The following is a 25,733-nucleotide window of genomic DNA, read 5'->3' as shown; positions in this document are numbered from 1 at the left end:
GGGGACAAGCATCCCCATCCTTCTCCCCTCACTTCGGCCTTCTCTCCTCCAGCCAATGCCCTCCCGCAAGCTTGCCGACCGAGGCCATCAATACGGACAAATGCTCCGTCCCGTCAATCCCCAAATATTCGTGCATATCATGGTCCATCCAGTGGCCGATGGTGGTTACGCCCAGCCCCAGCGCGTTTGCGGCCAGGTGCAAGTTCTGCGCGGTGTGTCCGGCGTCCCACCAGATGTAGCGGTACGCCCGCTCCCGGTATTTATGCCGCGTGCGGTCGACCATTGCCGTCCAGACGAAGTTGACCGCAGCGCGCCGCGTCATTTCCTGTTCCTCCGTGAGCCGGTAGGCAATCTCGGACGTGTCCTCCTGTTTCAGCCCTTCCAGGCACCAGTCCCGCACATTCAGATGATACAGCCCTTTTTCCAGCCCCTCTACATGGTTGATGAGCAAATACGTCTCAATCGGATACAGCGCCCCGGCCGACGGAGTCGTGCGCAACTGGTAGTCGCCCATGTCCGCGGTGATGCCCTGCGTGCCCCAAAGCAGCAAGTTCAGCTCGTTGAGCGTCAGCGGCTGATCCAAAAAGTTTCGCTTGGAACGGCGGTTTTGCAACAGCTCCCACAGATCGGCGGGGGCGGGGAAGTCCGGTTCGCCCAAAGGAACGCGGGCAAAAATGTCCTCGTAATGCAAGTACGTCCTGGGCCGCTTGGAAAAATCGTAGCGGGAAGCCCAGCCTTTTTCCAGCTCGCCCACCCGGTAGGATGTCGCCTGGATAAACTCGTTTGCGATTTTCTGCCAGTCAGGATGCATGGCTTGTTCCTCCTCGTGTCCCATGTAAAGATGTTCGTTCTACGCCCTTTACTATACGAGAGAGTTTTTCATCAGTAAAACAATGCTTTATAATACTTTTCATAAGCTTTTACTAATAAAAAAGGGGCGAACAAGCATGACGCTCACCCAACTGCAAATATTGGTCGCCGCAGCGAAAGCAGGCAGCTTCACGCGCGCTGCGGAAGAAATCGGGTTTACGCAATCGGCGGTGTCGCAAATGATTCAGTCCTTGGAAAAGGAGCTTGGCGTCAGCCTGTTCCATCGCAGCCGCAACGGCATCGTCCCGACGAGCATCGGGGAGCGGATGCTGCAGCACGCCCGCGACATTTTGACGATTGCCTCGTGCATGACAGAAGAAGCCAATCTGGCGCGGGGGCTCGCTTCCGGCACGCTGCGCATCGCGTCGATCCCGAGCGTGGCCTGCCGCTTTTTGCCGGGGCTGTTGGGCAGCTTTCGCAAACGTTTTCCAGAGGTGGACATCTTGCTGCTCGAAGGCGACAGCGACGAGATCGACAACTGGATGAACAGCTCGGTCGTCGACATCGCCTTTACAGCCATGCCCGGCCGGGAGCTGCAAACCATTCCGCTGCTTTCGGACGAGATGATGGTCATTCTGCCCGAGACGCATCCGCTGAAGGAGCGGACGGCGCTCCGGTTTGGAGAGATCGCGGAGCATTGCTTCATCATGCCCAAAGACGGCTGCATCAAAAAAATGCTGCACGAAAGCGGGATCACGCCCGCCGTTACGTTTGAAGTGCGCGAGGTGTACACCATTTTGACGATGGTACAGGAATACATCGGAATCACGATCATGCCGGAGCTGTACATGCCTGCCGTCCTGCCAAAAGTGGTAGCGGTTCCGCTGGTGCCGACGATCAGGCGCGAGGTCGTGCTCGCCGTGCGAAACTGGCAGACGATCTCCCCGCTGACCGCCGAATTTGCCGTGCACAGCCAGCAGTATGTCAAAGAACTGCCGCCGCTTCGCCAGCGCAAAAAGGCGTCCGCTGATACGTAAATCCGGCTTGCAGAGCGTGGCCTGCGGGCGAGAGGCTTGTTCTGCCGCAAGCCAAACCGGGAAGCTTCGCCCGCCGCCGCCCGTACCCGGCAATCACTCCTCTGCCTTGTGCAAAAGCCTTGCCACAATCCGGCCCAGCCGCTCGATTCCCGCCTCCAGCTCCGTCAGCGAGGCGTACCCGTAGGAAAGCCGCACATACCCTTCCCCGGCCTGGCCGTAAATGTTGCCCGGATTGATGAGAAGCCCTTGCCGATGCGCCTGGGCGAACAGCTCCGTCATGGAGACTTTGCCCCTGATTTTCAGCCAGAGGAAAAAGCCGCCGCCAGGCACGTCCCAACTGGCGAGCTGGCCCATGTGCTTTTCCAGCGCACAAATCGCTGCGGCCTGGCGCTTCGCCAGCTCTTTGCGGACGTAGTGCATGTGCTGCTCGTACAGCCCGCTCGCCAGCCACTCTGCCGCCACGCGCTGGGAGAGCGAGCTGGCGCCGTAATCCGTCTGCATCTTGATGTCCGCCAGCCGGGCGATGACCGGCTCCGGTCCGACTACCCAGCCGATGCGCAAGCCGGGGGTCAGCGATTTGGACAAGCTGCCGAGGTACAGGACGTGGCCGTGCCGATCCCGGGCCTTGAGCGGCGGGGGCGGAGGTTGTGCCGTCCACAGCTCGCGGTAAATATCGTCCTCGATCACAGGCAGGCGCTCTTCCTCGCACACCCGCATCAGCTCCTGCCGACGTTTTTCCGTCATCAGGATGCCTGTCGGGTTGTGGAAGCAAGGATTGGTGTACAAAATCGCTCCGCTCTCCTGGCGGCGGCGGGCGGCCATTCCTGCCGGGACTAGCCCCTCCTCATCCATCGGCAAGCCCGCCAGCTTCATCCCCGCAGATTGGAACACATGCAACGAATTGAGATAGGAAGGCTGCTCCAAATAAACGGTAGAACCGCGATGCAGCAGCCCGACAGAAATGAGCTGCAGCGCCTGCAACGCCCCCGAAACGATCAGGATGGAGGAAGCGGAAGCCTCGATTCCTTGCCTTTTCACGTATTCGCTCACCGCCTCCCGCAGCGGCAAATACCCTCTCGGCTCCTCGTAGCCAAACCGCGTGAGCCGCGCTGTCACCCGCTCCATAACCTGCTTCATCAGCTCCAGTGGAAAAATTTCCGGAGACAGCTCCCCTTTGCCAAGCTGGATCAGGCTGCTGTCGGATTCATCCTGATTGATCTGGTGCACGGCGGCCTGGCTCGGCTTGTGCCAGCCCGCTTTGACGTATTCGTTCCAATCGGGAGGCGGCGTGGTGGCGAGCAATGTCCACGAATTGTTGACGACCACAGTCCCCATCCCCAGCTTGCCCTCGATCAAACCGTCTGCTGCCAGTTCCTCCAGAGCCGTAACCACTGTGCTGCGGTTGACGCCAAATGTGTCTGCCAGAACGCGCTGGCTAGGAATTTTACTGCCGATCGGCCATTCTCCTGTCGAGATTTTCTGCTTGATATAGGCGATAATTTGCTGATATTTCGGAAGCTTGCCAGCGGCTTGCTGTCGTTCTCGCTCCAACCTTCGTTTCCTCCCGTCTCCTTTTTCAGTGGCAAAGTGGTTGGTTTTTTTGTTGGCTGAGTGGTTGCAGCTATTTTACCACTTCTTGCTTACCATGAAGCAAGGAAGATCGACTGGTTGGATTTATCACAAAAAGAGAGGACGTTTTGACCGTGGCTGCCTATTCCAAAAGACGACTGTTCGCTGCCCACAGCATCAGCCTGCTCCTGTGGGCCTCTGCTTTCACGGGAATTCGCGTCGGCCTGCAGGCGTATTCGCCGGAGCATTTATCCTTGCTGCGCTTTCTCATCGGCTCGCTGTTTTTATTGCTGCTCGCTCCGTTTTTCCGCCTGCGCCTGCCCGCGTGGAAGGACCTTCCCGCGCTTGTGTTGCTGGGCGGCCTTGGCTTTGCCGCCTACCATACTGCGCTGAACTTCGGGGAACAGACCGTGAGCGCGGGAGCAGCCAGCCTGTTTGTTACGACGACGCCGATTTTTTCCGCCTTGTTCGCGCTCGTCTTCTTCCGGGAGCAGTTTGGCCCAAGAGGCTGGTGTGGAGCGCTGATCGCGTTTGCCGGAGTCGTCATCTGCTCGCTCGGGATGGGCGAGGCGCTGCAAGCAAGTGACGGAATATTCCTGATTTTGCTTGCCGCGATCAGCGAAAGCATTTATTTTGCCTTTCAAAAACGGTACGTGGAAAAATACGGCGTGTTTGCCTTCACGGCCTATACGCTTTGGGCTGGCACGCTCTTCATGCTCTGCTTTTGGCCAGGACTGGGCACAGCAATCGCACAAGCGCCGTGGGATGTGACGCTCAGCGTCGTCTATTTGGGCATTTTCCCCAGCGTCGTCGCTTACCTGGCCCTCGCCTATGTGACCTCTGTCGTCGGGACCTCGGAGGCTACAAGCTCGCTTTACATGACGCCCGTGCTCGCTTTTCTCATCGCCTGGGCGTGGCTGGGCGAGGTTCCTACGCTGGTGACGCTGGCTGGTGGCGTCGTCACGCTCGGCGGCGTCCTGCTCGCGACGATGAAGCCCGGCTCAGCCGGAAGCAGCCTCCGGAAGCAAGCTTTTTAGAAAAGCCACGATTTCCTTGCTTGTTTCGATCGGCACATCAATCGGCAGCAAATGTTTGACAGGAGGAATGATGACGGTCTTGCTCTCAGGATGCCTGGTCGCCTTTTGGATGGGAGGAATTTGTTCCATACGCGAAGCAGCATTGGCAACCATGGGACCCGTATTACGAAAAATGGTTTGAGCACGTGACGATCTACCCGCTCCCTGACGGTTGGATTACGTACCAGATTCCCGCTGCGATCAACCTGCAAATCATGGAGACGGTCTGCGATTTGCACTACGAAGACGCCTATGCACACATCAAATGTCCCGTCCTGTTTCTCCCGGCGGAGGCGGAGCCAAAGCTCGACGTGAAGCTCGCGCTCATCCAGGCGATGACGATCGTGGACGCCCCTGCCCCCGCCCTTGATCTGCCCGTGGCCCAGCCGGAAGAGCCAGAGCTGCTTCCTCTGCGCATCCGCCTGACGAGAAAAGGCTGCAAACTGGCCGAGAGCCACCATCAGTTCGGCAACCGGATTTCCCTATTGGCTGATGGCTCCGCACTGATTACCGACACTGTCGCCTCCTCGGAGTTGGACTGGGTAGCCCGGTTTGTTCTCGGTTTGGGACGAGAAGCGACAGTAGAAGCGCCTGCTGCCCTCATCGTCTCGCTGCGACGCGAGATGGATGCGGTGATCGCTTTTTATCCTGACACGGTTCAGGCTCAAGCTGAGCATAGCAAGAAATGGTGACAAGAGCTGTCAGCAATTAAAAAAACTTGGCTGCGCCTGACAATTGACGCATCCTTGGTTGCCCGTATCCATGCTTGATCTACATAAAAAAAGCCAGGAAGCCCGCTTCCTGGCTATAGCTGCATGCCAAGCTCTGTTGCAAGGACGAGAAACATCGCATGCGACCAGAGAAGCGGCACGGCTGGTTTGCCTTCTTTTTCGACCCACGACTCGTAATGCCCAGGCGACAGCAAATGCTCCTGCACTTGCTCCGGAAAGCCGCCCGGCTGGCGTTGGGAAGCGATCCATCCGAGCATCTTCTCTGCTTCCTCGCGCCTACCCGTCTGCACGTAATACCAGCCCAACCAGGCCGTTAACAGCAGCCACTGTCCCCCGCCGTAATACGTATCAGTCGGGTACCGATGCACGCCATAGCCTGCGCGCAGCTCTTTTTCGATAGCTTGCACCGTTTTTTGCATGAGCGGATCATTCGCCGCGACCACCCCGTACGGCAAAGCCAGCCAGAGCAGACTGGCATCCACCGCCTGATCGCCCACTGATTTGATAAATCGCCCGTGGGCTGTGCCATGCTCCCGTATGAACTGGCGAATCGTCTCGCCTAGCCGCGCCAGCTCGGCAGCGCGCTCGGGCAAACAAGGCTCCATCGCTTTGATTCCGGCATAAATCGCGCCCAGCGTTACCGGGTGGATTCGCTCTCCGCCCTCTTCCCAGCAATCAAAGTTAGGGAGCTGCCAGCACGCTGTGACATAATCAATGGTCAGCTCAATCGAAGGCTTCAGTTGTTGGATCAAATCATGCTCCCCGCTCATCCGTACATGCTCCGCCAGCCCCCACAGCCATGTCCCGTAGCCATCGAGCTGAAAGTTGCCCCATTCGCCAGCCACTTCTTCTCCGTCTGCTGTAAAGCGCGTATGCAAAAAGCGGTCCTTGCCCGCATCTGCTCCTGTTTTCGCTGCTGCAATGGCCGCTCTTGCCTTTGCCTCATGCTTTCGGATCACAAAATCGCACCATCGGTAAAACTTGCGGGCGCTCTCATGCTCGCCGATCCGATTCATCGCGTATGCCGTAAACGTTCCATCCCGCAACCACGCATATTGATAGTGAGCAAAACCGGGCGAAGCGAGATACGCCCCGGTTCTCGCCTGGTGCTGCAAGATCAACTGGACACTTTCCCCGATCAGCGTCATGTTTATCCCTCCTTCTGGGACAAGCCGACTTCGTGCCAAACGCAGTTGCTCTTCGTCGTCTGGCTATGCTGTGATAGCATATGCGCCTGGCAACCATCCCGCCCCATTTTGCCCTGCCTAAAAGGAAAACCCGCTGGATGCCCATATCCAGCAGGTTTTTGTCTGTGTGCCTGTTCGTTTTATGACGGTACATCCGTATTTTCGGATTTCAGGTAATGTTGCAGTTCCTCATAAAAGGTCGGGTTGCAGGCCATCACGCTGCTTTTTTGGTCGTAGGGCAACGGTGTGCCCGTCATTGTCGTCACCCGGCCGCCTGCTTCTTCCACGATGATTCGCCCGGCCCCAAAATCCCACGCGTTGAGCGAAAGGCTCACGTACCCATCCAGTCTTCCGGCCGCAACGTACGCCATCTCCAGCGCGGCACTGCCCAGAAGACGCATTCCGCGCACTTTTCCGGCGAGCTTTTTCACGATCAAATCAATGCCCATCTGCTCGGCGCGCTTGTTCCAAAAAACGCTCGTGCACAACAGCGCTTCTTCCAGGCTGACTGCGCGGTCCAGACGAAGCGGGCGGTCGTTCAAATACGCTCCCTCGCCTTTTACGGCGTAAAACAGCTCGTCGCGCGAAGGATCGTAAACCACGCCGACAAGGCCCTCTCCCTTATGATAAACGGCAATGGAAACGGAAAAATTGATCTGCTGATGCACAAAGTTGGTCGTACCATCGATCGGGTCAATGACCCACAGCGTCTCGTACTTGGCAGGGTCTTCCGCAAAGGTGCGCTCTTCCCCCAAAATCCCGTGATCCGGAAACCGCTGCAAAATCATGTTGACGACATGCTTCTCCACTTCTTTATCTACGGCCGTGACAAGATCGGAGGCAGACGTCTTATATTCGACGGTAAAAGGCTCCTTCATTCGTTTCAGACTCAGCTCACCCGCTGAACGGGCGCATTGCAGAGCCAGCTCTTTTAGCGCCGCCAGAGTTGATGCTTGCACGCATATCGCCACCTAAAACTTGACTTTCTTTTTAGTGTACCATACTTTACCTGCGGTTACACCACACGCAAAGCAAGCGGATTGCCTGAATTGCCATCTGGAAAATACTGTAACGTTTTTGCCGAAAATTCGTCCCAGAAATAACACCGTCAAGAGGGATTTTCCGAGGAAACGAGTCATGCTCCGGATGCCCGTGCCTTTTCTCGTTTTGCTTTTTCTGGAAAAAACACCTGTCCAGGCAGAAACTGAGCAGCTTGCTACCGCCTACAGCGATATGGAACAGCCGATGCGGCGCAATAGCCTGGCTGCCCGAACGCGCCCTCTGCGCCTTGCTCCCCCGTGAAAAAGGGTGCCCGCCCGTCAGCTAATGACAGTCGAGGCACCCTTTGTTGTTGAGCGAACTAGCAGCAGCGCGTCACTCCGCCTTTTTCAAACCGTTCGCGCAGGGCGTACATGTAATACTCGCGCTCGGTCATCGGAAAAATGCCTGGAGCGCCGTGCGTTTCGTACCAATGCTGGAGGTAGCGATCGTAGTCCGGCATGCCGAAAACCGTTTTGATCGCCGAGCTGACCCGCCGCAGCGCCTTACGCATCTCTCTCAGCTTTCGTTTCATGCGACATGGTGTCCTTTTCCGTCAATCACAGGCCCTTTGGACTGGATGTACGGCGACTCGTACAGCGGATACTGCTTGCCGCGCAGGATGTTGATCCACACGCGCGCCCCGTCGAGGATAATGCCGATCGTGATGACCATGAAGATCGCGCACACCGCTGCGTCAATCTGGTCGTTCAGAATCATTTTTTGCGCGGCCTCAATCGTTTTTACGCCGTTCGGCAGCGTTCCGGCATCCAGTGCCTTTTGGAATGCTTCCGCATGGGCGAGGAAGCCGATTTTCGGATCAGCATGGAACAGCTTTTGCCAGCCTGCTGTCAGCGTAGCCGTTGTCAGCCAAGCCATCGGAACGAGCGTGACCCACGAATAGGCCGCCTTGCCCATTTTGAAAATCAAGGTCGTGCCGACCGTAAAGGCAATCGCAGCAAGCATCTGGTTGGCGATTCCGAACAGCGGCCACAAGGTGTAGATGCCGCCGAGCGGGTCCATCACGCCTTGCAGCAGGAAGTAGCCCCACCCGAACGTGATGATCGCCGAGCCGATCAGGTTCCCTGGCAGCCAGTTGACCTGCTTCATTTTCGGGATGACGTTGCCGAGCATGTCTTGCACCATGAAGCGCCCTACGCGGGTTCCCGCATCAATCGTGGTCAAGATGAAAACAGCTTCAAACAAAATCGCGAAGTGGTACCAGAACGCCATCAGCGCTTTTCCGCCCAAAATGCCGGAGAAGATCGTCGCCATCCCGATCGCCAGCGACGGAGCGCCGCCTGTCCGGGAGAGAACGGTCTTTTCCTGGATGTCGTTGGCGAGCGTCGTCAACTGGTCAGGCGTGACGGTAAAGCCCCAGCCGGTAATGGTCGAAGCGGCTGCCGCAGCGTCCACGCCGATAACGGCCGCCGGAGAGTTGATCGCAAAGTAAACGCCAGGCGTCAGAACACACGCTGCAATCATCGCCATGATCGCCACGCCGGACTCCATCAGCATCCCGCCGTAGCCGATCAGCGGCGCATGCGATTCTTTGGCGATCATCTTCGGCGTCGTACCGGACGAGACGAGCGCGTGGAAACCGGATACCGCCCCGCAGGCAATCGTAATGAACAAGAACGGGAACAAGTTGCCCGCAAACACAGGACCCGTCCCATCAATGAACTTGGTCAGAGCAGGCATGTGCAGCGGTGGCAGCGTCAGCACGATTCCTACGGCCAGCACGGCAATCGTTCCGACCTTCAAAAACGAACTGAGGTAATCGCGCGGCGCCAAAAGCAGCCAGACAGGCAAAACCGAAGCGATAAAGCCGTAAATGATAATCATCCACGCGAGTTGCACCTTGCTGAACGTAAAAGCAGGGCCCCACGTTGGCGAAGCCGCGACAAGCTGTCCCAGCCAGAGGGAGAAGAACAAGAGCGCCAGACCGATCAGCGAGCCTTCCATTACCCGGCCCGGGCGAATGTAGCGCATGTACAGCCCCATCAACACAGCGATCGGCAGCGTCATGAAAATCGTAAAGGTAGCCCACGGAGACTCCGCGAGAGCGTTTACAACGACCATCGCCAAAACAGCAATCAAAATGACCATAATCGCAATGATTCCGACCAAGGCGAGCACGCCGCCAACCGGACCGATCTCTTCTTTGGCGATCTGTCCCAGCGTTTTCCCGTTGCGGCGCATGGAGCCGAACAAAATGACGAAATCCTGCACCGCTCCGCCGATCACGACCCCGACGATAATCCAGATCGTCCCCGGCAAATACCCCATCTGGGCCGCCAAGGTCGGGCCTACCAGCGGCCCCGCTCCGGCAATCGCGGCGAAGTGATGCCCGAACAAAATCCATTTGTTCGTCGGTACAAAGTCTTTTCCGTCGTTGTTTACTTCTGCAGGTGTGGCCCGATTGTCATCAAGCCCCATAATTTTTCTGGCAATAAAACGGCTGTAAAAACGGTAAGCAACGGCATAAGTGCAAAATGCAGCAGTCAGCAACCAGAACGAGTTGACTGACTCTCCGCGGCTGAGCGCGATGATCCCAAAGCCAACCGCACCCAAAGCGGCAATCCCGCCCCAAATCAGGAGGGAGAGAAGCCATTTTTTCATTCGATCCGCCTCCTTTTCTCTTTCTTTTAATAATTAAAAATTCAGGCAATTCATCTTACCACAAGGTATCACGAAGGAGGGCATGGCCTAAACAAAAAATGGCTGAACGGTACAAAAACAAGCACGAGATGCAACATATCCGTTTGAGTGAAAACGCATACAAAAAAGCGAAACCTTTCTCTTGCTGATTCGTAACAGAAGGGACGGGATCATGTTGAACGGAGGAACATCATGCTGCTGACGTCTTCCCCCTCTCCTGTGCGCACATGGCTGGCAGCGCTGTTGATCGCCTGCCTGTGCCTGTTGCCATCCGGCTCCTTCCCAAGCGAATGGGCGTCCCCGGACTCCCCAGCCTCCCCAGCCGCGTATTCACCCGCGCACCATGGCGTCTTTCACGTCGCTGGCTATCGGCCCCCTTCGCCGATCGCTGCTGGCGAGTTCAAACTATACCGGGACTTCCTGACGGATACCCCGACGGCTATCCTGTTTTTGCTGCTCGCGCTTCTCGATCTTTTTTTGTTCCTGATTCAAAAGCGGATCCACTGGCTCAAGCTCATGCCGCTCAAATTCGGGTCGCGTTTTTTAGGCAACCCTCGCTTTCGGACAAGAATGATGAACCGGAAGGGAGACTCGCGACTCAATGAAATACAGCAAAAAAGAAATCGAAATGATCGAAGGAACAATCAAAAGCATCAAAATTTTTTCCATTTGCCTTATCTTTGTGGTGATCGGTTTGTTCGCATTGAAATACTATATCGAGTAGCATGATTGCTGGCCGCCTGCCTCTCTTTCCTTTTGGCAAAAGAGAGGCAGCCGCGGTCGTAGAACGCTCTCCGCCCCAAGGCTGATCCACTCTCTGGCAAATCGTGCTACACTTAGCCAAACACATCCAAAAGGAGAGCTCGTTCATGCAACAACTCGGAGGCTATCTTCTAATCGGGATCGGTGCGATCTTCGTTTTGGCAACTTATTTGGGCATCCCGCTTGCCATTGACAAGCTGTGGCCCGTCTTTCTGCTCATCCCTGCCATCGGCTTTCATCTGTTTTTCTTCATGAATCCGAAGCCCCAACGCGCCGGGCTGCTCGTTCCCGGCGGCATTTTGCTCGTCTACGCTCCGCTGTTCTTTTTCAGCCAGTTGCTCGCTGACGGAGACATGAGCCGGACGTGGCCGTTTTTCCTGCTCGGACCTGCGCTGGGCCTATTCGAACTGTACGTGTTTGGCGGCCGCAAAGCTGCGCTGCTCATCCCCGTCGGCATCCTGACAGTCGTGGCTCTGGTGTTCCTGATGGCGAACTTCCTCTCGACCCAAATCGGCGGAGCGATTGGCCTTGTACTGATCGTCCTTGGCGGCTATCTGGTGACCCGCAGGAAAAACGACCATCATTCGCTGTAATCGTCTTGAAAAGCAAAAGACCCGTCAGCCCGCGCACGTATTTTTGTGCGGAAGACGGGTCTTTTTCGTTTTTGGACAAGCGGTTGCGGATCGGCGCGTATAGCGTAGTAAATGCGTGCTCGTCTGCTGTTTCCCGGAGATTTTGTTAAGTCCGGCCGTGCCTGCTTCTTTTTGCTTCAGTCTTCATAAAGCTTGGTTTGGTCGAGATTCGGTTTGGTTCGGCTTCGCTTTGGTTCGCTCCGGCCTCGCTTCGGCTCGCTTCGTCACCGCTTCGGCTCACTCCGTCCCCACTTCGGCTTGCTTTACTCGCTTACGCGCTGGAACCAAACTTGTCAGGAACGTACTCGATTCGGGACTCGGCCGCAATCGTGAGCTGCTCGGCGGCTGCATCGTACGTGACAGGGCCATCCTTGACGTAAAACCAGATTTTCTTGACCGGCTGCCCCGCTTCCTCCTGAAACAGAAAGACGTTCAGCTCGTCTTTCCACTTCAAAATTTCCTCTAACACAGCGACTGGCACGCCCGAAAGCACGAACTTCCACCCCTCGCCCGCCTGCTGCACCTGATAGGCTACAGCCTGTCTGGAAGAATCTACGAACGTTCTCCCGCCAACCGCATGCTTGACCAACAACGTTTCCTTCATCTTCATCCCTCCTTTACGGCAAATCAATCAGCATGAAAAAGCTGTCTTCCCCGGCGGCGAGCGTCAAGACGGGCTCATCCTCTATGCGTGCGGAATCTCTTGCCGCCAGTTCGACTCCATTCACCGCAAGCTTGCCGTCGATGACAAACAGAAACACGCGGCGTCCCCGCTCCTGCGTGAAAACAAGCTGCTTTTCCCGCTCCAGCCTGCTCAAATAGATCGTCATGTCCTGATGAATGGAAGCGATCCCTTCCCCTCCCTCTCTGGACACGACAGGCAACAGTCGATTCACGAGGCCGCAGGCATTGTAGCGCACGCTCTCAAAGGAAGGCGCAAGCCCGCGCCGCTCCGGCATGAACCAGAGCTGAAGTATGTTCAGCTCCTCGGATTCCGAAGCGTTGTACTCGGCATGCACGATGCCGCTGCCCGCTGTCATGCGCTGCACTTCGCCTGCGGAAGTAATTTCGATGTGGCCGAGATTGTCCTCATGCTTGATCGCGCCCGCCAAAACGACGGTGACAATCTCCATGTCGCTGTGCGGATGCGGGCCGAAGCCTTTGCCGCCCGCCACAAAATCGTCGTTGCAAACGCGCATGACGCCAAAGCTCGTATTGTTTTCGTCGAAATACTCCCCGAAGGAAAAGCTCAGATGGCTGCGCAGCCAGCCCAGATCGACAGAATATCTCAAATTTGAAGGATATACGCGAAGCATACCATTTCTCCCTTCTCTCTCAGCTCTCTCCAGTCTACGCTTTATCGCCACTCTTCAATTCCTGGCTGCCGGGAAAAGTGTTGAAAAGTGCTTTTCCAGCCGTTTTTCCGCCATGCGCATCACCAGAGCCTGTTTCGATCATGGAAGCGAGCCAAGCAATGATAGGTGACGCCGCAAAAAAACCGCATGACGCCTGGCGCAACCACCGTAGTCGATTGCGCCCGCTATCCCCAAGCGAAGTAGCATCCAGCCACTAGAATCCCAGCCGCTTTTTCAACTCCTTCACCACGTTGCGGCTGACGGGCACCTCTGTCTTGCGGCTGTCCTGCATGACCAGGTGAATCGAGCCTTTGAACCACGGAACCAGCTCAGCCGTTTTTGCCAAATTGACGATAAACGCCCGGTGCGTCCGGAAAAACTGCTGGCGCGACAGGCGGCTCTCCAGCTCCTGCAGCGTAAAGCTGGTGGCGTACTGCTCGCAGTCGGTGTAAATGCTTGCGTAACGTCCTTCCAAGGTGGCGAAGACGATTTCGTTCGGGTCGATCAGTATGATTTTTCCGTTTTTTTCCACAGGTACACGCCGGGGCTGCTGATCGGCCAGGACGGTTTGCAGCAGGCTTTGCAGTTGTTCCTCGGAAAAGCGCGCTGGCTCGGCCCGCGTTTTTTGCGCGTGCAGCATCTTACGGACGCGATTCATCGTCTTTTCCAGCCGCGTCTCGCTAAACGGCTTGACGATGTAATCGACCGCTTCTGTTTCAAAAGCGCGAACCGCATGGATTTCATAGGCGCTCGCGAAAATGATGACCGGCGGACGCACCATCGACTCCAGAAGCTCCTGACCCACGTCGACGCCATCCCGATCTTGCAGGTGGATGTCCAAGAAGACCGCATCCGGCTCCAACTGCATGACGGCTTCGATCGCCTCTTCCCCGCTAGCCGCTTCCCCGATTACCGACACATCGGGAAACTGCGCAAGCAAATAGCGCAGTTCCTCCCGCGCCGGTGCCTCGTCATCCACGATGAACACTTTTAGCACTGCTACTCACTCCTATTGGCAATTGTATCGTACACGTCGTCCCTTTCCCCGCGCTGCTTTCGATGACGATTCCATAAGGCTCGCCGTAGATCGAGGCGAGCCTGTTTTTCACGTTGGACAGGCCGATTCCCGACAGACGGCGCCGATCGCTTTTTTGCGTCTGGGCGAGCAAAAACGGGTCTGTGTCCATCCCGACTCCATCGTCCGCCACGGTCAGTTCGAGCGTATCGTGCTGGACTCTTCTCGCCCGAATCTTGACCGTGCCTCCCGCGCGCTTAGGGAGCAGCCCGTGCTTGACCGCGTTTTCCACAAGCGGCTGAAGAATCAGACCAGGTACCGTGTACCGTTCCACCCCGGCCTCAATGTCGTATTCCACATGCAGCTTTTCGCCAAAGCGCGCCCGTTCGATCGCCAAATACGCCTCGATGTGCTCCAGCTCTCCGGCCAGGCTGACATAGCCGCTGGAGTCGTGTAAGTTGCGGCGAAAATACTCGCCGAGATGAATCAGCAGCTCGCGCGCCTGCTCCGGCCGGAAGCGGATGAAAGACACAATCGTATTGAGCGCATTGAACAAAAAATGCGGGTTGATCTGCGCGTGCAGCGCTTTGATCTCCGCGTCCGCGAGCAGCCGCGACTGCTTTTCCAGCTCGGCCAGCTCCAGTTGGGTAGAAATCAGGTTGCCCAAGCCGCGCACCAGCTCCAGATCGACCGCCGAGAGCATGCGCGAGCGATCCTGGTACAGTTTGAGCACGCCCGCGACCTCCCGCCTGCGCATCAGCGGGACGATAATCGCATAGCGCAAGGAGCAGCTCGTCTCCATGCAACCGATCTCCTCTTTTGTCCGGGCGATCATCAGCTTTTTGCTTTCCAGCACTTCCTTGGTCGCCTTGGTAGAGATGCCTTCTCCCACCACGTGGTGCGACGAGCCTGCGCCGACATGGGCAAGCACGCAGCGCGTATCGGTAATCGCGACGGCGGCTACCCGCGTCGTGCGCAAAATTTCCTCCGCCACCTTTTTCGCCGATTCATAGGTCAAGCCTTCGCGCAAATAGGACAGCGTTTTATCCGCGACCTGCATAGTCCGCTGCGCCTGGAGTGCGCCGATCCGGTCTTCTTCTTTTTTCACCAGGTCAATAATGATAATCAGGATGGCGATGCCGAGCGAGTTGACGACAGACATCGGGATGCTGATCGATTGCACGAGTGCAAGCGCGTCCTCGTACGGCCGGGCCACGAGCAAAATAATCCCCATCTGCATCCATTCCGCCAAAAAGCCTACGACCAGCGCGGTAGTCCAGCCGATCTCCTGATTGCGGTTGCGGCGAAACTGGTAAATCAGTCCGGCCATGACCCCTTCGCTGATCGTGGAGATCGTGCAGGCCAGGTCGGTGAAGCCGCCAAGCGAATAGCGGTGTATGCCAGCGACAAGGCCCGTCATCAGCCCGACCCATGGGCCTGCGAGCAATCCGGCTACTACCGTGCCGATGACGCGGGAATTGGCGATCGCGTCCTGGTACCAGATGCCGTTGTACGTCCCGAGAATCGAAATCGCGGAAAAGATGAGCACCATCACGGCCTTTTCCCGCCAGGTCGCCTGCTGGTTCAAGATGCTGCGGAAAGCCCGCACCCGCGTAAACAGCAAAGCGGCTACGATCAAAACAGCCGTCCGCTCCGCCAGTGGTATCATCAAAGACATGTTCATCGGCTCACCCTCTTCGCACACTTCCGGGCCCGCTCGAAATCCGGCAAGCGGCTGCCCTTTGCTCCATTATCTCCAGCGGGCGAAGAAGCGGTCAAGCGAATTATCAGAGTAGGCAGAACAGGAAAATTTGTCTGAGGGCACGCAAGCCTCCCTGTCGCGAAAAGCAACCGTCCCAAAAGCCGAGCATCGCGGGCGCAAACGCACAGATTTTCCGGCGGCATGCACGCTTTGCTTCTGCTTGTTCGCCCTCCCTCACGCAAAAAAGCCGCCTGTTGCACGTTCGGCGCACAACAGACGGCTTTTCCAGTTTCCAGATGATGCGTGTAAACGAAGCGTTACAGGTTGCCGCGGCGCTCCTGCTCGCGCTCCAGCGCCTCGAACAGCGCCTTGAAGTTGCCGTTGCCGAAGCCGCGTGCCCCTTTGCGCTGGATGATTTCGATAAACAGCGTCGGACGGTCCACAATCGGCTTGCTGAACAGTTGCAGCAGGTAGCCTTCATCGTCGCGGTCTACCAGGACACCCAGCTTTTTCAGCGCTTCGATATCCTCGTCGATTTCGCCTACGCGCTCCTTCAAGTCTTCGTAGTAGGTGTCGGGCACCGTGAGGAAGTCTACGCCGTTTTCACGCAGCTTCGAGACGGTTTCGATGATGTCGTTGGTCAAGATCGCGATGTGCTGCACGCCTGGACCTTTGTAAAACTCCAGAAACTCCTGGATTTGCGACTTGCGGCGGCCTTCCGCCGGCTCGTTGATCGGGAACTTGATGCGGCCTGTACCGTTTTGCATCACTTTGGACATGAGCGCCGAATACTCGGTGGAAATGTCGTCCTCGCTGAAGTTTTGCACCGCCGTGAAGCCCATGACCCGCTGGTAATAACCTACCCATTCGTCCATCACTTCCACGTTTCCGACGACGTGGTCGATTCCGATCAGTCCGGTGCTCTCGGCTTTTACCGAAGACTCGAAAGCGGTATAGCCGGGCAGGAACGGGCCGTTGTAGTTTTTCCGTTCGATGAAGGAATGAATGTTTTCGCCGTATGTGCCGATTACCGCTTTTTTCACGGTACCAAATTCGTCCGTGTATTCGGTCGGCTCCATAATCGGGATCGCGCCGCGGGATACAGCCTCGCTGTACGCTTGCTCACAGTCGTCCACGCGCAGGGCGACGTCTTTCACTCCATCGCCGTGCTTTTTCACAAATTCGGCGATAGGGTGGTCAGGCGTCAGAGCGCCGCTGATGACAAAAGTCATGTGCTTTTGCTTCAACACGTAGGAGACTTTTTCGCGCGAGCCTGTTTCCAGCCCGGCATACGCGACTGGCTCAAAGCCGAACGCCTTGGTGAAGTAATGCATCGCCTGCTTGGCGTTTCCTACGTAAAACTCCAGATAGTCCCAGTCCTGAATCGGGAAAAAATCGGTGTTGCTCATTTGCCTACCCCTCCGCTTTCCTTCTTTTTCAATTATTATTACTTTTTGGTTTATTGGGATTATTTTGTCGTTATCTTGAGATTACATTGGAAGCGCTTCCTCGCGCAAGAACACGGAATAACGCGAAAACGCTCAAACGCTTTCACCGATTAAAGTACGCAATCGAGCGCCCGCTTGGTACAATAAAGGCAGCGCAAATCCGAGCAGGAGGTGGGAAGGTTGTCAAGTCAATGGAGTCAAGAAGCAGCCAGGCAGTGGGATTCGTTTGCCGCCGACTGGCACAAACGCAGTGAGCAGATGTGGGAAAAAGGCAGCCGCAGCACGATCCTCCCGTTTTTCATGCGGCACGTCGCCCCCGGACGGGGACCGATTCTGGACGCTGGCTGCGGGGATGGCTATGCAAGCTGCAAGCTGGCCGGGCACGGCTATACAGTGGAGGGGGTCGACATTGCCGGGGAAATGATTCGTCTCGCCGAGGAACGGAAAAAGCATTTCCCGGAAAATGTTCAGTTTCAGACAGCAGATATCAGCAAGCTGCCGTTTGCAGATGGTACGTTTGCAGGTGTGATGTCCATTAACGTGGTGGAATTTACGCCCGCCCCCTTGAAAGCTTTGCTGGAGCTGCGCCGCGTACTCGCGCCGGGAGGCATTCTCGTCCTCGGCATTTTGGGTCCGACAGCAGGACCTCGCGCCCACAGCTATCGGCGGCTGTACGAGGAAAACACGATTCAAAACACGATGATGCCTTGGGAGGCGAAGCAGCTTGCCGCAGAAAACGGCTTCGCGCTGCTCGCGGAGGAGCCGGTGTACAAGGAAGGCATCACACCGGATATCGCGGGGCGCTTGAGCGTGGAGCTGCGGGAGGCGGTCAGCTTTCTGACCTTGTTCGCCCTGCAAAAGCCAAAGCAAAGCGACTGATCCCCTCCACGTATCAGTGTACCATCCAAGCCAATATGCTTGGGCTTTTTTCACTGTCTACTCAAAGGGGATAATATCAGACCGAGCGATCCAGCAGCCTTTTCTTTTTATCTGTAAGCGACGTTGTTTTTTTGCATCCAGGCCAGCTTGCTCGCTGTAAGCCGGGCAATCGTCTGCTCCTCTGTTCCGTGGAGCAGACGGTACAGCCGCTGGGTTTCGACCAGATCGTTGTAGGTCAGGTACGGGTAGTCCGCTCTCCCGAATGTGCCGTCGGGAAAATAGGCGTAGTGCAAATCGCCGTTTGCCAACAGCCAGCGGGTGCCCAGATTGACAACTCCCGCGAGCATCAGGTCTGCCAGGTCTTTGTCGGTCGGATCGCCAAATTGCAGGTAGCTGCTGTACAGAAAATTGATTTCAGCCAACTGGTGGTTGAGCGAGACATGCGTCTGGGCGGCGGGATTTTTCGCAGAAGCGTAATCGGCAACGAGCCAGCCCGACTGAATCCCATTCACGACATAATGGTTGCTCGCCGCATGCCTTTGAAAATACGCCCCGTATTTTTGCGCCGCCTGGCAAAACGACTCTTCCGCGTACTGGACGCATCCGCGCAGCATCAAGTCCGCTGCTCCCGTGTTAAAGCGCGTATCGTAAAAGCCGTCCGGAATCCCGTAGTCCTCGCTCAGCCACAGCGAACGGGGAAGCGTCTTCCAGTACCCCTCCGGCTCCTGCTGGAGCAAGCTTGTTTTCAACATCACATATCCCATGTTGCGCGCTGCCCTGCTGCCTCCCGTGTACAAAAAGGAGCGCAAGACGTAATTTTCGGGAATCCGCCAATAGGCGTTCGCGGAAGTAGGCTCGTAGGTCGAGGGACTTTTGTAGTAGTAGCCGTCATACAGCCACTTTGCGTTTTGCGTGACATCGAGCGCAAGCCAGATTTGGTCAATCGCTTGCTCGCCCCACGGCACGAGCGGTTCCCTCGATTCCAGCGCCCACATCTCGCTCATATAGCCCGCCTTGATCGGCAGCCTGATTTCCAGCACGACGCCGTTTGCGCTTTGTTTGACCTGGATCGGCAGCGCCAGCTCGGGATGCTCTTCAATCGTGCCTCGGCCCTTGTCGACGTAGACGATCGGCATGCCGAGCCAAATGTATCGTCCCTCTGTTTCGACGAACCCGGCAGCAAGCGGGAGCGTCTTGACCTGATCCAGCGTCACGGCTTGCCAAAATGGCTGCTTCGATTCGTTGTACGCCCGGTAGCGGAACATCATGTTTTGGCTGTTGCCCTGAATCGGTACGGTGATAACGTATGGCTTCGCATTTTTCTTGCCGCTAATTTGCTGGCTCCAGTACACATCTCCGTCGCCAAACACAAACTCTCGCTTTTTGTGCGTGGCGCCGTTTGGCTTGCTGGTCGTTTCTTTTTCGGCGGGCTTTTGCCAGAGCGGCACAGTAGCGGAAGCTGAGACAGAAGCCGGGCCGGGAATAAAGGTGCATACGGCGATGGCCGTCATCAAAAGGAGCAAAACGCTGATTTTTCTGACCATGTCATCCCCCTGTCCTGAAGAAAAATTCCTCCATTTCACTTGTTTGAATACAGTAAACTTTTGTATCAATATGAAAATGATACCATATTATTCATGGCGAATCACACGGAAGTCCCGCTTTCTCTCCTGTGAAAATGAATAAAGAGGGTGATTATTATTTTTTAAATTATCTGATATTTTAAGAATGTACAACCATTCTCTGTTGATCCGTGGAGGGAACCTATGACCAAGAAGGTACGTTGCATCACATCTGCTGCCCTTGCCGTGTCGCTTTTGTCAAGCGGTTTTGCACTCCCCTGGGCGCCGCCGACCGCCCACGCTGCCCAGACGGACGCTCCTGTTCCGTACTATGGCCTCGGCCCAAGCTATGTACAGCCTGCAGAGGTCAAAAGTCTGTTCCCCGACCCGCAACTCGATTTCGGCACCCCTGGCTTTGCCAAAGGAAAGGTCGCCTTCACTACCCAGGAAGAAATGCTGGCATACATAAGCAAGTTGGCAGAAACCAGCAAGCACGCCAAGCTGGTTTCGATCGGAACCTCGCTGGAGGGACGGGACATCCCGCTCCTTTTGTTCAGCAAAGACATGACGACCGTCAAGCAAAACCAGACAAAGCCGCTCGTCTGGCTGCAAGCGCAAATTCACGGAAACGAGCCTGCCGCCGGAGAATCCGCCCTCGTCATCGCCAAATGGCTGGCTGAAGACGCGCTCGGCGCCGATTTGCTCGACAAGGTCAACGTCGCCATCGTCCCCCGGCTCAACCCGGACGGCTCCTACCAGTTCAAGCGCTACATCGCTACCGATCTGGATGCCAACCGCGACTACATGAAGGTCGAGTATCCCGAGGTGCAAGCCGTACATCAGGCGATCAATGAGTTTCAGCCAGACGTGATCCTCGACGCGCACGAATACGGCGTCAACTACAGCCAGTTTGCCCACGTCGGGGAAAAGGGCGCAATCTCCTCCTATGACGTCCTGATCTCGTCCGCCAAAAACTTGAATATTCCCGAGTCGCTGCGCAAGCTGTCCGACTCGCTCCTGTTGGCCGATGCGCAAAAAGCGCTGGACAAGGAGCAGCTTTCCCACCACGCCTACTTCACGCTCGCCAAAGGCAAGGACGGCAAGGTGACCGCCACGGAAGGCAGCACGGAGACGCGCATCGGGCGCAATGCGCTCGGTTTGAAAAATACGTTGACCTTCCTCGTGGAAACGCGCGGCATCGGCATCGGACGGGCCGATTTTGAGCGTCGCGTCTACAGCCAGGCCGTCACGCACGCCGCCATCATCCAGTCCACCGCCGCCCATGCCGATGCGATCAAGGCAGCCGTCGCCCGCGCCCGCGAGGAAGTCACCGAAAAAGGCAGAAAAGCAAACGACGACGACAAACTCGTCATCACGAGCGAAAACAAACTCATCCCGAATCAGTCGCTGGTCGTCGTCGACGTGGCACAGGCCAAAAAAGTGTCGGTCCCCATCGACTGGGTCAGCTCGACTGACGCCTACCCCGTGCTGGAGCGCGAACGCCCTACCGCCTACATCATGCCTGCTGCCTATCACGACGTGGCAGCCAAGCTGAAAAAGCTCGGAGTGGAGGTAAGCAAGCTGTCCGAAGAGACAACCGTGCCTGTCGAGCGCTACACCGTCAGCGAAAACAAAGTAAACACGACGTACGAAAACGGGCATTTTACAAACGAAGTCACGACCAATGTGACCAAGACGACCAAGACTTTCCCGGCCGGCAGCTATGTATTCAGCATGACCCAGCCAAACGCCAACTTCATTGCACTCGCCCTGGAGCCGGAATCGGTCGACAGCTATGTCACCTTCAACTTCATTCCGGTCGAAGCCGGAGATGAGGTGCCTGTGTATCGCTACATGCTGGAGCAGCCATTGCCTGTAGTAGACCCGTACTAGAACGGGTGGGCTAGCCGCTCTCTCCCGGCGAAGCTCTCGCCTCGGCTAAAAAACTCGGCTGTGCCAAGCGATTAACCTAGCCTTAGCTGCACAAAAAAGTCCCTCACCCATTAAGACTGCGGGGAGGGACTTTCCGTTTCACTTTGTCGAGGAATAATTTTATTAGGACAATACTTTTTTGACTTCTTTCAGGCTGCTCTGCAAAAGCTGGTCGACGACGCCCGCTTCTTTTACGTGGCCGATCAAATCTTCGTTCAGGTCGTCCAACAGGCCGCGCGCTGCATTGACCTGGCTGGACACCTCGTCGGCAAAGCGCTTTTGCTGCTGGATAATCTGCATGACGCCTGCCACTTCTTCGTTGACTTCGTGGAAAGCGCGCACGATTCCGTCCATTTTTTCGGACGCTTCCTTGCTGATCGCCAGTCCGTTTTTGATCGCGTTGCCGCTCTTCTCGCTGTTGGCGAGCGCTTCTTTTGTTTCCTCCTGGATTTTGCCGATCAGCTCGGCAATCGTTTTCGTCGAGTTCGCCGTCATTTCTGCCAGCTTGCGCACCTCGTCCGCCACGACTGCGAAGCCTCGTCCCTGCTCGCCTGCGCGCGCCGCCTCAATCGCGGCATTCAGCGCGAGCAAATTCGTCTGGTTGGCGATATCGCTAATGACCTTGACGATGCTCGTGATCTCCGAGGAGCGTTCTTCCAGCCGGCTCATCGAGCGGGACGTGTTCGTCGATTCTTTTTCTAGCTGGCTCATCACATCGACCACTTCGGTCATCGCCTTTTTGCCCGCCTCCGAGCGCTCGACCGAATCTTTGCAGATGACGGTCAGCCGCTCTCCGCGCACGGAGAGCTGGTTGGCAGACTCGTCGTCTTTTTCGTTGATGGCCTGGATTTTCTCCACGACGTTTTTCATTTGGGTGGCCAGACGGGCAAGCCCGTCGTGTTGAGCATTTACCTCATTGTGCTGGGAAATGATCGCCCCTATCTGTTCGTACAGTCCGCGCAGTTCCTTTTTCCACGCGTCTTGCTGCTGTGCTTCGCTCTCTGTTGCCAAGGGTGTCACTGCTGCCGCTGCTGTCTCTTTTTCCGCAAGTCCTTTGTCCTTTTTCCAAAACATTTGCTTCCCTCTCCTTTTTGCTTTACTTGTCTGCGCGGTGCGAATACGCGCGAGATTCGATGATCCCCGGGTGCTGCTTCGCGAGACTCAGCAAATTTTCCAAGAAATAGTAGTGCCCCTCCAACAGCTCCACGTCCTTGCGCTCGAAGTTTTTCACCTGCAAATACTGCTGCATCTCCAGGGCGTAGCGCTCCAATCTATCGTGAAAGTCGTTGGCGCGAAGCATCTGGTCCACTTCCGGATACTCTGTTTTTAACCGGTTGATTTCGCTGTACACCTTGCCGCCCTCCAGAATCATCTGGTAAGCCGTGCGCTCCAGCGAAGCAGCCGTGGCCGCTTCCTGCTCCTCACGCTCCTCGCGCAAAGCGGACAAGTACGTGATAAAATGGTAGACAGTTAAAAACAAAGGCCCTAAAAATAAAATGATCCCTGCTTTGTACACATGTTGATTGGACAAATTGCTGATGAGCAGGAAAAGGTGAAACAAGATCGCTCCCAACCATACATAGATGATGATCTGGTGATTGATCTTCCCTGCCTGTTGGTGGCGGGAAAAGGCAAAGGTAAGCCCGAGCAGGTAAAAAGCGAGCAACGTAAAGCTGGCCGAGAACAAGGCCATCTCCATATCGACAAGCCACTCTGCATCGGCGGGAATTTCGATGAAGAATTCAAAAGCGAGCACCAGCAGTGAGAAAAGCAACCCCATGATCCAAAATCGGCTGACTTCCGAGTCGTTCCTCCGCCGGGAACGGTAGCGTTCTGCACGGGATCCCTTCATAACAAGCTCTCACCTCATTTTCTATGATTCGCCATGATTCTAGCTTTTCCTTTTACATGCGGCCAAAATCTGACAACGGAGGCGTTTATGACACAAAATCTACCCGGACTTTTCACCGAACGAATGAAAAACCTGCTCGAACAGGAATACGAAGCGTTCATCGCTTCCTACGACCAGCCCGTCACGCACGGCTTGCGAGTCAATCCGCTCAAGGTCGCGCGCGAGCGTTTTCTCTCGCTCTCCCCGTTTGCGCTGGAGCCGGTTGCCTGGTGCGCAAACGGGTTTCGCTACCGCGAGCAAGACCGCCCCGGCAAGCATCCGTTTCACGCGGCGGGCTTGTACTACCTGCAAGAGCCAAGCGCCATGTCCGCCGCCGAGGCGCTCGACGCACAGCCGGGCGAGCGCATCCTCGACCTGTGCGCGGCTCCCGGCGGCAAGTCTACTCAGCTCGCTGCGGGACTAAACGGCGAAGGCTTGCTCGTTGCCAACGAAATTCACCCGGTTCGCGTGAAAGCGTTGGCGGAAAACCTGGAGCGCTGCGGCGTCAAAAACGCCGTCGTGACCAACGAGACGCCGGAGCGGCTGCAGGAGCGTTTTCCGCAGTTTTTCGATAAAATTCTCGTTGATGCCCCGTGCTCCGGCGAAGGGATGTTCCGCAAGCTGCCGGAAGCGGTGGAAGACTGGTCGCCGGACAAAGTGACGGAATGCCACCTCATGCAGCAAGACATTCTCGACGCCGCCAGCGCCATGCTCAAGCCGGGCGGAACGCTCGTCTACTCCACTTGCACGTTCGCTCCGCTGGAAAACGAGCAGTCTCTCGTCGATTTTCTCGCCCGCCATCCGGAATTTACAATCGTCCCGCTGCCGCAGCCGGAATGGTTCGCTCCCGGTCAGCCAAGCTGGGCCAATCCCGCCTGCGAAGCGCTCAGCGATACTGCGCGCCTGTGGCCGCATCGCTTGCAAGGCGAAGGCCACTACCTCGCCAAGCTGCAAAAAAGCGCCGATGCAAACGCAGCCCCAATCGCAGCGTCTGGCAAGCGCAAGGACAAGCGGGCCGCCAAAACCGCCGCTCCCGCCGGACGCAAGGAAGCGCTGGCTGCCTGGCGCGCTTTTGCCAAGGAAGCGATGCCGCAGCTCGCAGACGCATTTGCCGACGAATCCGCCTTTGTCCTGTTTGGCGAGCAACTGTACTACTCGCCCATCCCGGAAATGGACTGGGACAAGCTCAAGGTCGCGCGCGTCGGCCTGCATCTCGGTACGGTGAAAAAAAATCGGCTGGAGCCTGCCCATGCGCTCGCGCTCGCCATCACGCCCGCTGAGGCTGCCCGCGTCGCCGCTTACAGCGCGGACGATCCCGACCTGCTGCGCTATTTGAAAGGCGAAGCGCTCGCCCGGGACGGAGCGAACGGCTGGACACTCGTCGCCGTAGACGGCTTTTCCATCGGCTGGGGCAAGCAATCGGAGGGCCTGTTGAAAAATCACTATCCGAAAGGGTTGCGCTGGGTGTAAAAAGCATAAAAAAGCTCGCTCACATGTATGCGGTCAGGCCCCAATCCTACTAATCAACTGGAAAAACTCATCCGTCCGTTAGGCCAATAGCTGAAGCCAATGAGTACCGGACGTCAGCTTGCAGTCCAAAGCTTTTTAGTGTTCAACGAAATGGGGGCTTGCTCATACCGGCACTCTCTTCAACAATCTGCGCATAAAAATGACACCAATCATAACCAAATGATTGGTGTCAGATCTTTTCTTCTTCCACTGTCTACTTGACGTTGGGCAAACGTTACCCTTAAATCTGAAAATAAAATCCTGGGTGCCTTTATTCATAATATGGAGCTTTGCTATTTTTTACGAACTTGGATCGTGTTCTAAAAAGAAATGGGCTGGATAATAATTGTTTCGATCTGCTTTTCGTGTGTATCCAGCGATTTACTATATGCTTTGGAGAAAGCATCGACGTTTGCTATTACTCTATGCTTATCGTAGATAAAGAAGTAAATGTACTTTTCTTGATAGTGAAAAGCATCAGATCCGATTTGCTCGGTGAGTTCACGTTCCTGCATGGATGGACGGGAGCATTTGACTTCGATAACCGTTTCATAATCATCAAAAAAAATATCATAGCGATAGCTTTTATATCCCCCGTCCTCATAAATTTCAACTCTTGCTTCAGGGAAAATAGGACGGATTAACGAATAAAGCATGCGCTGCACATCATACTCATTCCCGAGAACAATTTTCTGTAGATCTGCCTTCGCTAATGTCCCTTTGCGATGTACGGGCTTTTGGTACATTTCCTGAATATGCTTTTGAGACTCCCACGGCTAAAGCCGCAAGCCTTCCACCTTGCGGTGTACGGGTGGGATTCTTGAATGACTAAGCGTTCGCAGTCCATTTCTGTTTTGAACAGCCTTCAAGATGAGGACATCTCATTGCCCCTCCTAAGACAGTGCATATAGCATCTTAGGCTGATTGACTGTTACCA

24 protein-coding genes are annotated in these 25,733 nt (G+C 56.0%); 9 read left to right on the top strand and 15 right to left on the bottom strand.

What is annotated here, in order from left to right; translation table 11 throughout:
* Positions 1 to 28: 28 nt before the first annotated feature.
* Positions 29 to 811, bottom strand: a complete 783-nt coding sequence (locus AC27IT_RS21340) for a SagB/ThcOx family dehydrogenase (RefSeq protein WP_025843855.1) — start codon at positions 809 to 811, stop codon at positions 29 to 31.
* A 136-nt stretch (positions 812 to 947) separates the two neighbouring features.
* On the opposite strand from AC27IT_RS21340, the gene AC27IT_RS21335 reads away from it, so the two are divergent.
* A complete protein-coding gene (locus AC27IT_RS21335) occupies positions 948 to 1,847 on the top strand; it encodes a LysR family transcriptional regulator (protein WP_283858060.1) in 900 nt (299 codons plus the stop codon).
* A 93-nt stretch (positions 1,848 to 1,940) separates the two neighbouring features.
* On the opposite strand, the gene AC27IT_RS21330 is transcribed toward AC27IT_RS21335, so the two are convergent.
* Positions 1,941 to 3,398: an aminotransferase-like domain-containing protein gene (locus tag AC27IT_RS21330; RefSeq protein WP_283858061.1), complete on the bottom strand. Its 1,458-nt coding sequence runs from the start codon at positions 3,396 to 3,398 to the stop codon at positions 1,941 to 1,943.
* Between the two features lie 152 nt (positions 3,399 to 3,550).
* Here AC27IT_RS21330 and AC27IT_RS21325 point away from each other — a divergent pair, with 152 nt between their 5' ends.
* Together AC27IT_RS21325 and AC27IT_RS21320 are read left to right on the top strand one after the other, a co-directional pair.
* On the top strand, positions 3,551 to 4,453 hold the full coding sequence (locus tag AC27IT_RS21325; protein ID WP_283858062.1) for a DMT family transporter: 903 nt from the start codon (positions 3,551 to 3,553) through the stop codon (positions 4,451 to 4,453).
* Between the two features lie 185 nt (positions 4,454 to 4,638).
* Complete coding sequence (locus tag AC27IT_RS21320; RefSeq protein WP_283858063.1) at positions 4,639 to 5,184, top strand: WCX domain-containing protein; 546 nt, start codon at positions 4,639 to 4,641, stop codon at positions 5,182 to 5,184.
* Between the two features lie 113 nt (positions 5,185 to 5,297).
* Here AC27IT_RS21320 and AC27IT_RS21315 read toward each other — a convergent pair whose 3' ends face one another.
* Both AC27IT_RS21315 and AC27IT_RS21310 read right to left on the bottom strand, forming a co-directional pair.
* The gene (locus AC27IT_RS21315) at positions 5,298 to 6,371 is read right to left on the bottom strand and encodes a glycoside hydrolase family 15 protein (RefSeq protein WP_283858064.1); all 1,074 of its coding nucleotides are present in this window, start codon (positions 6,369 to 6,371) and stop codon (positions 5,298 to 5,300) included.
* 179 nt (positions 6,372 to 6,550) lie between these two features.
* Positions 6,551 to 7,369: an inositol monophosphatase family protein gene (locus AC27IT_RS21310; protein WP_007778946.1), complete on the bottom strand. Its 819-nt coding sequence runs from the start codon at positions 7,367 to 7,369 to the stop codon at positions 6,551 to 6,553.
* A 178-nt stretch (positions 7,370 to 7,547) separates the two neighbouring features.
* Between AC27IT_RS21310 and AC27IT_RS21305 the strand changes: the two genes are divergently transcribed.
* Complete coding sequence (locus tag AC27IT_RS21305) at positions 7,548 to 7,712, top strand: hypothetical protein (RefSeq protein ID WP_327944363.1); 165 nt, start codon at positions 7,548 to 7,550, stop codon at positions 7,710 to 7,712.
* A 58-nt stretch (positions 7,713 to 7,770) separates the two neighbouring features.
* On the opposite strand, the gene AC27IT_RS21300 is transcribed toward AC27IT_RS21305, so the two are convergent.
* Both AC27IT_RS21300 and AC27IT_RS21295 read right to left on the bottom strand, forming a co-directional pair.
* The gene (locus tag AC27IT_RS21300; RefSeq protein ID WP_005830341.1) at positions 7,771 to 7,983 is read right to left on the bottom strand and encodes a CstA-like transporter-associated (seleno)protein; all 213 of its coding nucleotides are present in this window, start codon (positions 7,981 to 7,983) and stop codon (positions 7,771 to 7,773) included.
* Complete coding sequence (locus AC27IT_RS21295) at positions 7,980 to 10,070, bottom strand: carbon starvation CstA family protein (RefSeq protein ID WP_026557834.1); 2,091 nt, start codon at positions 10,068 to 10,070, stop codon at positions 7,980 to 7,982. The genes AC27IT_RS21300 and AC27IT_RS21295 overlap by 4 nt, the downstream gene beginning before the upstream one ends.
* A gap of 231 nt (positions 10,071 to 10,301) precedes the next feature.
* On the opposite strand from AC27IT_RS21295, the gene AC27IT_RS21290 reads away from it, so the two are divergent.
* Together AC27IT_RS21290 and AC27IT_RS21285 are read left to right on the top strand one after the other, a co-directional pair.
* On the top strand, positions 10,302 to 10,838 hold the full coding sequence (locus AC27IT_RS21290) for a hypothetical protein (RefSeq protein ID WP_283858065.1): 537 nt from the start codon (positions 10,302 to 10,304) through the stop codon (positions 10,836 to 10,838).
* Positions 10,839 to 10,978: 140 nt separating this feature from the next.
* Positions 10,979 to 11,464 carry an LPXTG cell wall anchor domain-containing protein gene (locus AC27IT_RS21285; protein ID WP_025843850.1) on the top strand — a complete coding sequence of 162 codons (486 nt, stop codon included), beginning with the start codon at positions 10,979 to 10,981 and terminating at the stop codon, positions 11,462 to 11,464.
* A 310-nt stretch (positions 11,465 to 11,774) separates the two neighbouring features.
* Here the strand turns inward: AC27IT_RS21285 and AC27IT_RS21280 are convergent, their stop codons facing one another.
* The 5 genes from AC27IT_RS21280 to hppD form a co-directional block, all read right to left on the bottom strand.
* Positions 11,775 to 12,107, bottom strand: coding sequence for a hypothetical protein (locus AC27IT_RS21280; RefSeq protein ID WP_051556813.1), 333 nt, complete (start codon positions 12,105 to 12,107; stop codon positions 11,775 to 11,777).
* A 13-nt stretch (positions 12,108 to 12,120) separates the two neighbouring features.
* Complete coding sequence (locus AC27IT_RS21275; RefSeq protein WP_025843848.1) at positions 12,121 to 12,819, bottom strand: pirin family protein; 699 nt, start codon at positions 12,817 to 12,819, stop codon at positions 12,121 to 12,123.
* A 253-nt stretch (positions 12,820 to 13,072) separates the two neighbouring features.
* Positions 13,073 to 13,855, bottom strand: a complete 783-nt coding sequence (locus AC27IT_RS21270) for a LytR/AlgR family response regulator transcription factor (protein WP_005830346.1) — start codon at positions 13,853 to 13,855, stop codon at positions 13,073 to 13,075.
* The gene (locus AC27IT_RS21265) at positions 13,830 to 15,557 is read right to left on the bottom strand and encodes a sensor histidine kinase (RefSeq protein ID WP_283858066.1); all 1,728 of its coding nucleotides are present in this window, start codon (positions 15,555 to 15,557) and stop codon (positions 13,830 to 13,832) included. The genes AC27IT_RS21270 and AC27IT_RS21265 overlap by 26 nt, the downstream gene beginning before the upstream one ends.
* A 335-nt stretch (positions 15,558 to 15,892) precedes the next feature.
* Positions 15,893 to 16,984 (bottom strand): 4-hydroxyphenylpyruvate dioxygenase, encoded by a 1,092-nt coding sequence (hppD, locus tag AC27IT_RS21260; protein WP_197186838.1) that lies wholly within the window; start codon positions 16,982 to 16,984, stop codon positions 15,893 to 15,895.
* 219 nt (positions 16,985 to 17,203) lie between these two features.
* Between hppD and AC27IT_RS21255 the strand changes: the two genes are divergently transcribed.
* A complete protein-coding gene (locus AC27IT_RS21255; RefSeq protein WP_197186837.1) occupies positions 17,204 to 17,902 on the top strand; it encodes a class I SAM-dependent methyltransferase in 699 nt (232 codons plus the stop codon).
* Positions 17,903 to 18,009: 107 nt separating this feature from the next.
* Here AC27IT_RS21255 and AC27IT_RS21250 read toward each other — a convergent pair whose 3' ends face one another.
* A complete protein-coding gene (locus tag AC27IT_RS21250; protein WP_026557832.1) occupies positions 18,010 to 19,446 on the bottom strand; it encodes a hypothetical protein in 1,437 nt (478 codons plus the stop codon).
* 222 nt (positions 19,447 to 19,668) lie between these two features.
* On the opposite strand from AC27IT_RS21250, the gene AC27IT_RS21245 reads away from it, so the two are divergent.
* Entirely contained in the window at positions 19,669 to 21,357 is a 1,689-nt protein-coding gene (locus AC27IT_RS21245; protein ID WP_283858067.1) for a M14 family metallopeptidase, read from the top strand.
* A gap of 162 nt (positions 21,358 to 21,519) precedes the next feature.
* Here the strand turns inward: AC27IT_RS21245 and AC27IT_RS21240 are convergent, their stop codons facing one another.
* Together AC27IT_RS21240 and AC27IT_RS21235 are read right to left on the bottom strand one after the other, a co-directional pair.
* Entirely contained in the window at positions 21,520 to 22,470 is a 951-nt protein-coding gene (locus tag AC27IT_RS21240; protein WP_026557830.1) for a methyl-accepting chemotaxis protein, read from the bottom strand.
* Between the two features lie 22 nt (positions 22,471 to 22,492).
* Complete coding sequence (locus tag AC27IT_RS21235) at positions 22,493 to 23,248, bottom strand: hypothetical protein (protein ID WP_005831565.1); 756 nt, start codon at positions 23,246 to 23,248, stop codon at positions 22,493 to 22,495.
* An 87-nt stretch (positions 23,249 to 23,335) separates the two neighbouring features.
* On the opposite strand from AC27IT_RS21235, the gene AC27IT_RS21230 reads away from it, so the two are divergent.
* Positions 23,336 to 24,757, top strand: coding sequence for an RsmB/NOP family class I SAM-dependent RNA methyltransferase (locus AC27IT_RS21230; protein ID WP_007776769.1), 1,422 nt, complete (start codon positions 23,336 to 23,338; stop codon positions 24,755 to 24,757).
* Positions 24,758 to 25,116: 359 nt separating this feature from the next.
* Here the strand turns inward: AC27IT_RS21230 and AC27IT_RS21225 are convergent, their stop codons facing one another.
* Positions 25,117 to 25,542, bottom strand: coding sequence for a PD-(D/E)XK nuclease domain-containing protein (locus tag AC27IT_RS21225; RefSeq protein ID WP_327944366.1), 426 nt, complete (start codon positions 25,540 to 25,542; stop codon positions 25,117 to 25,119).
* Positions 25,543 to 25,733: the final 191 nt, after the last annotated feature.

It is taken from the genome of Brevibacillus sp. YAE8, from assembly GCF_057543335.1.
The sequence above is the reverse complement of the archived record's forward strand: the minus strand, read 5'-3'. Positions and strand labels throughout refer to the sequence as shown.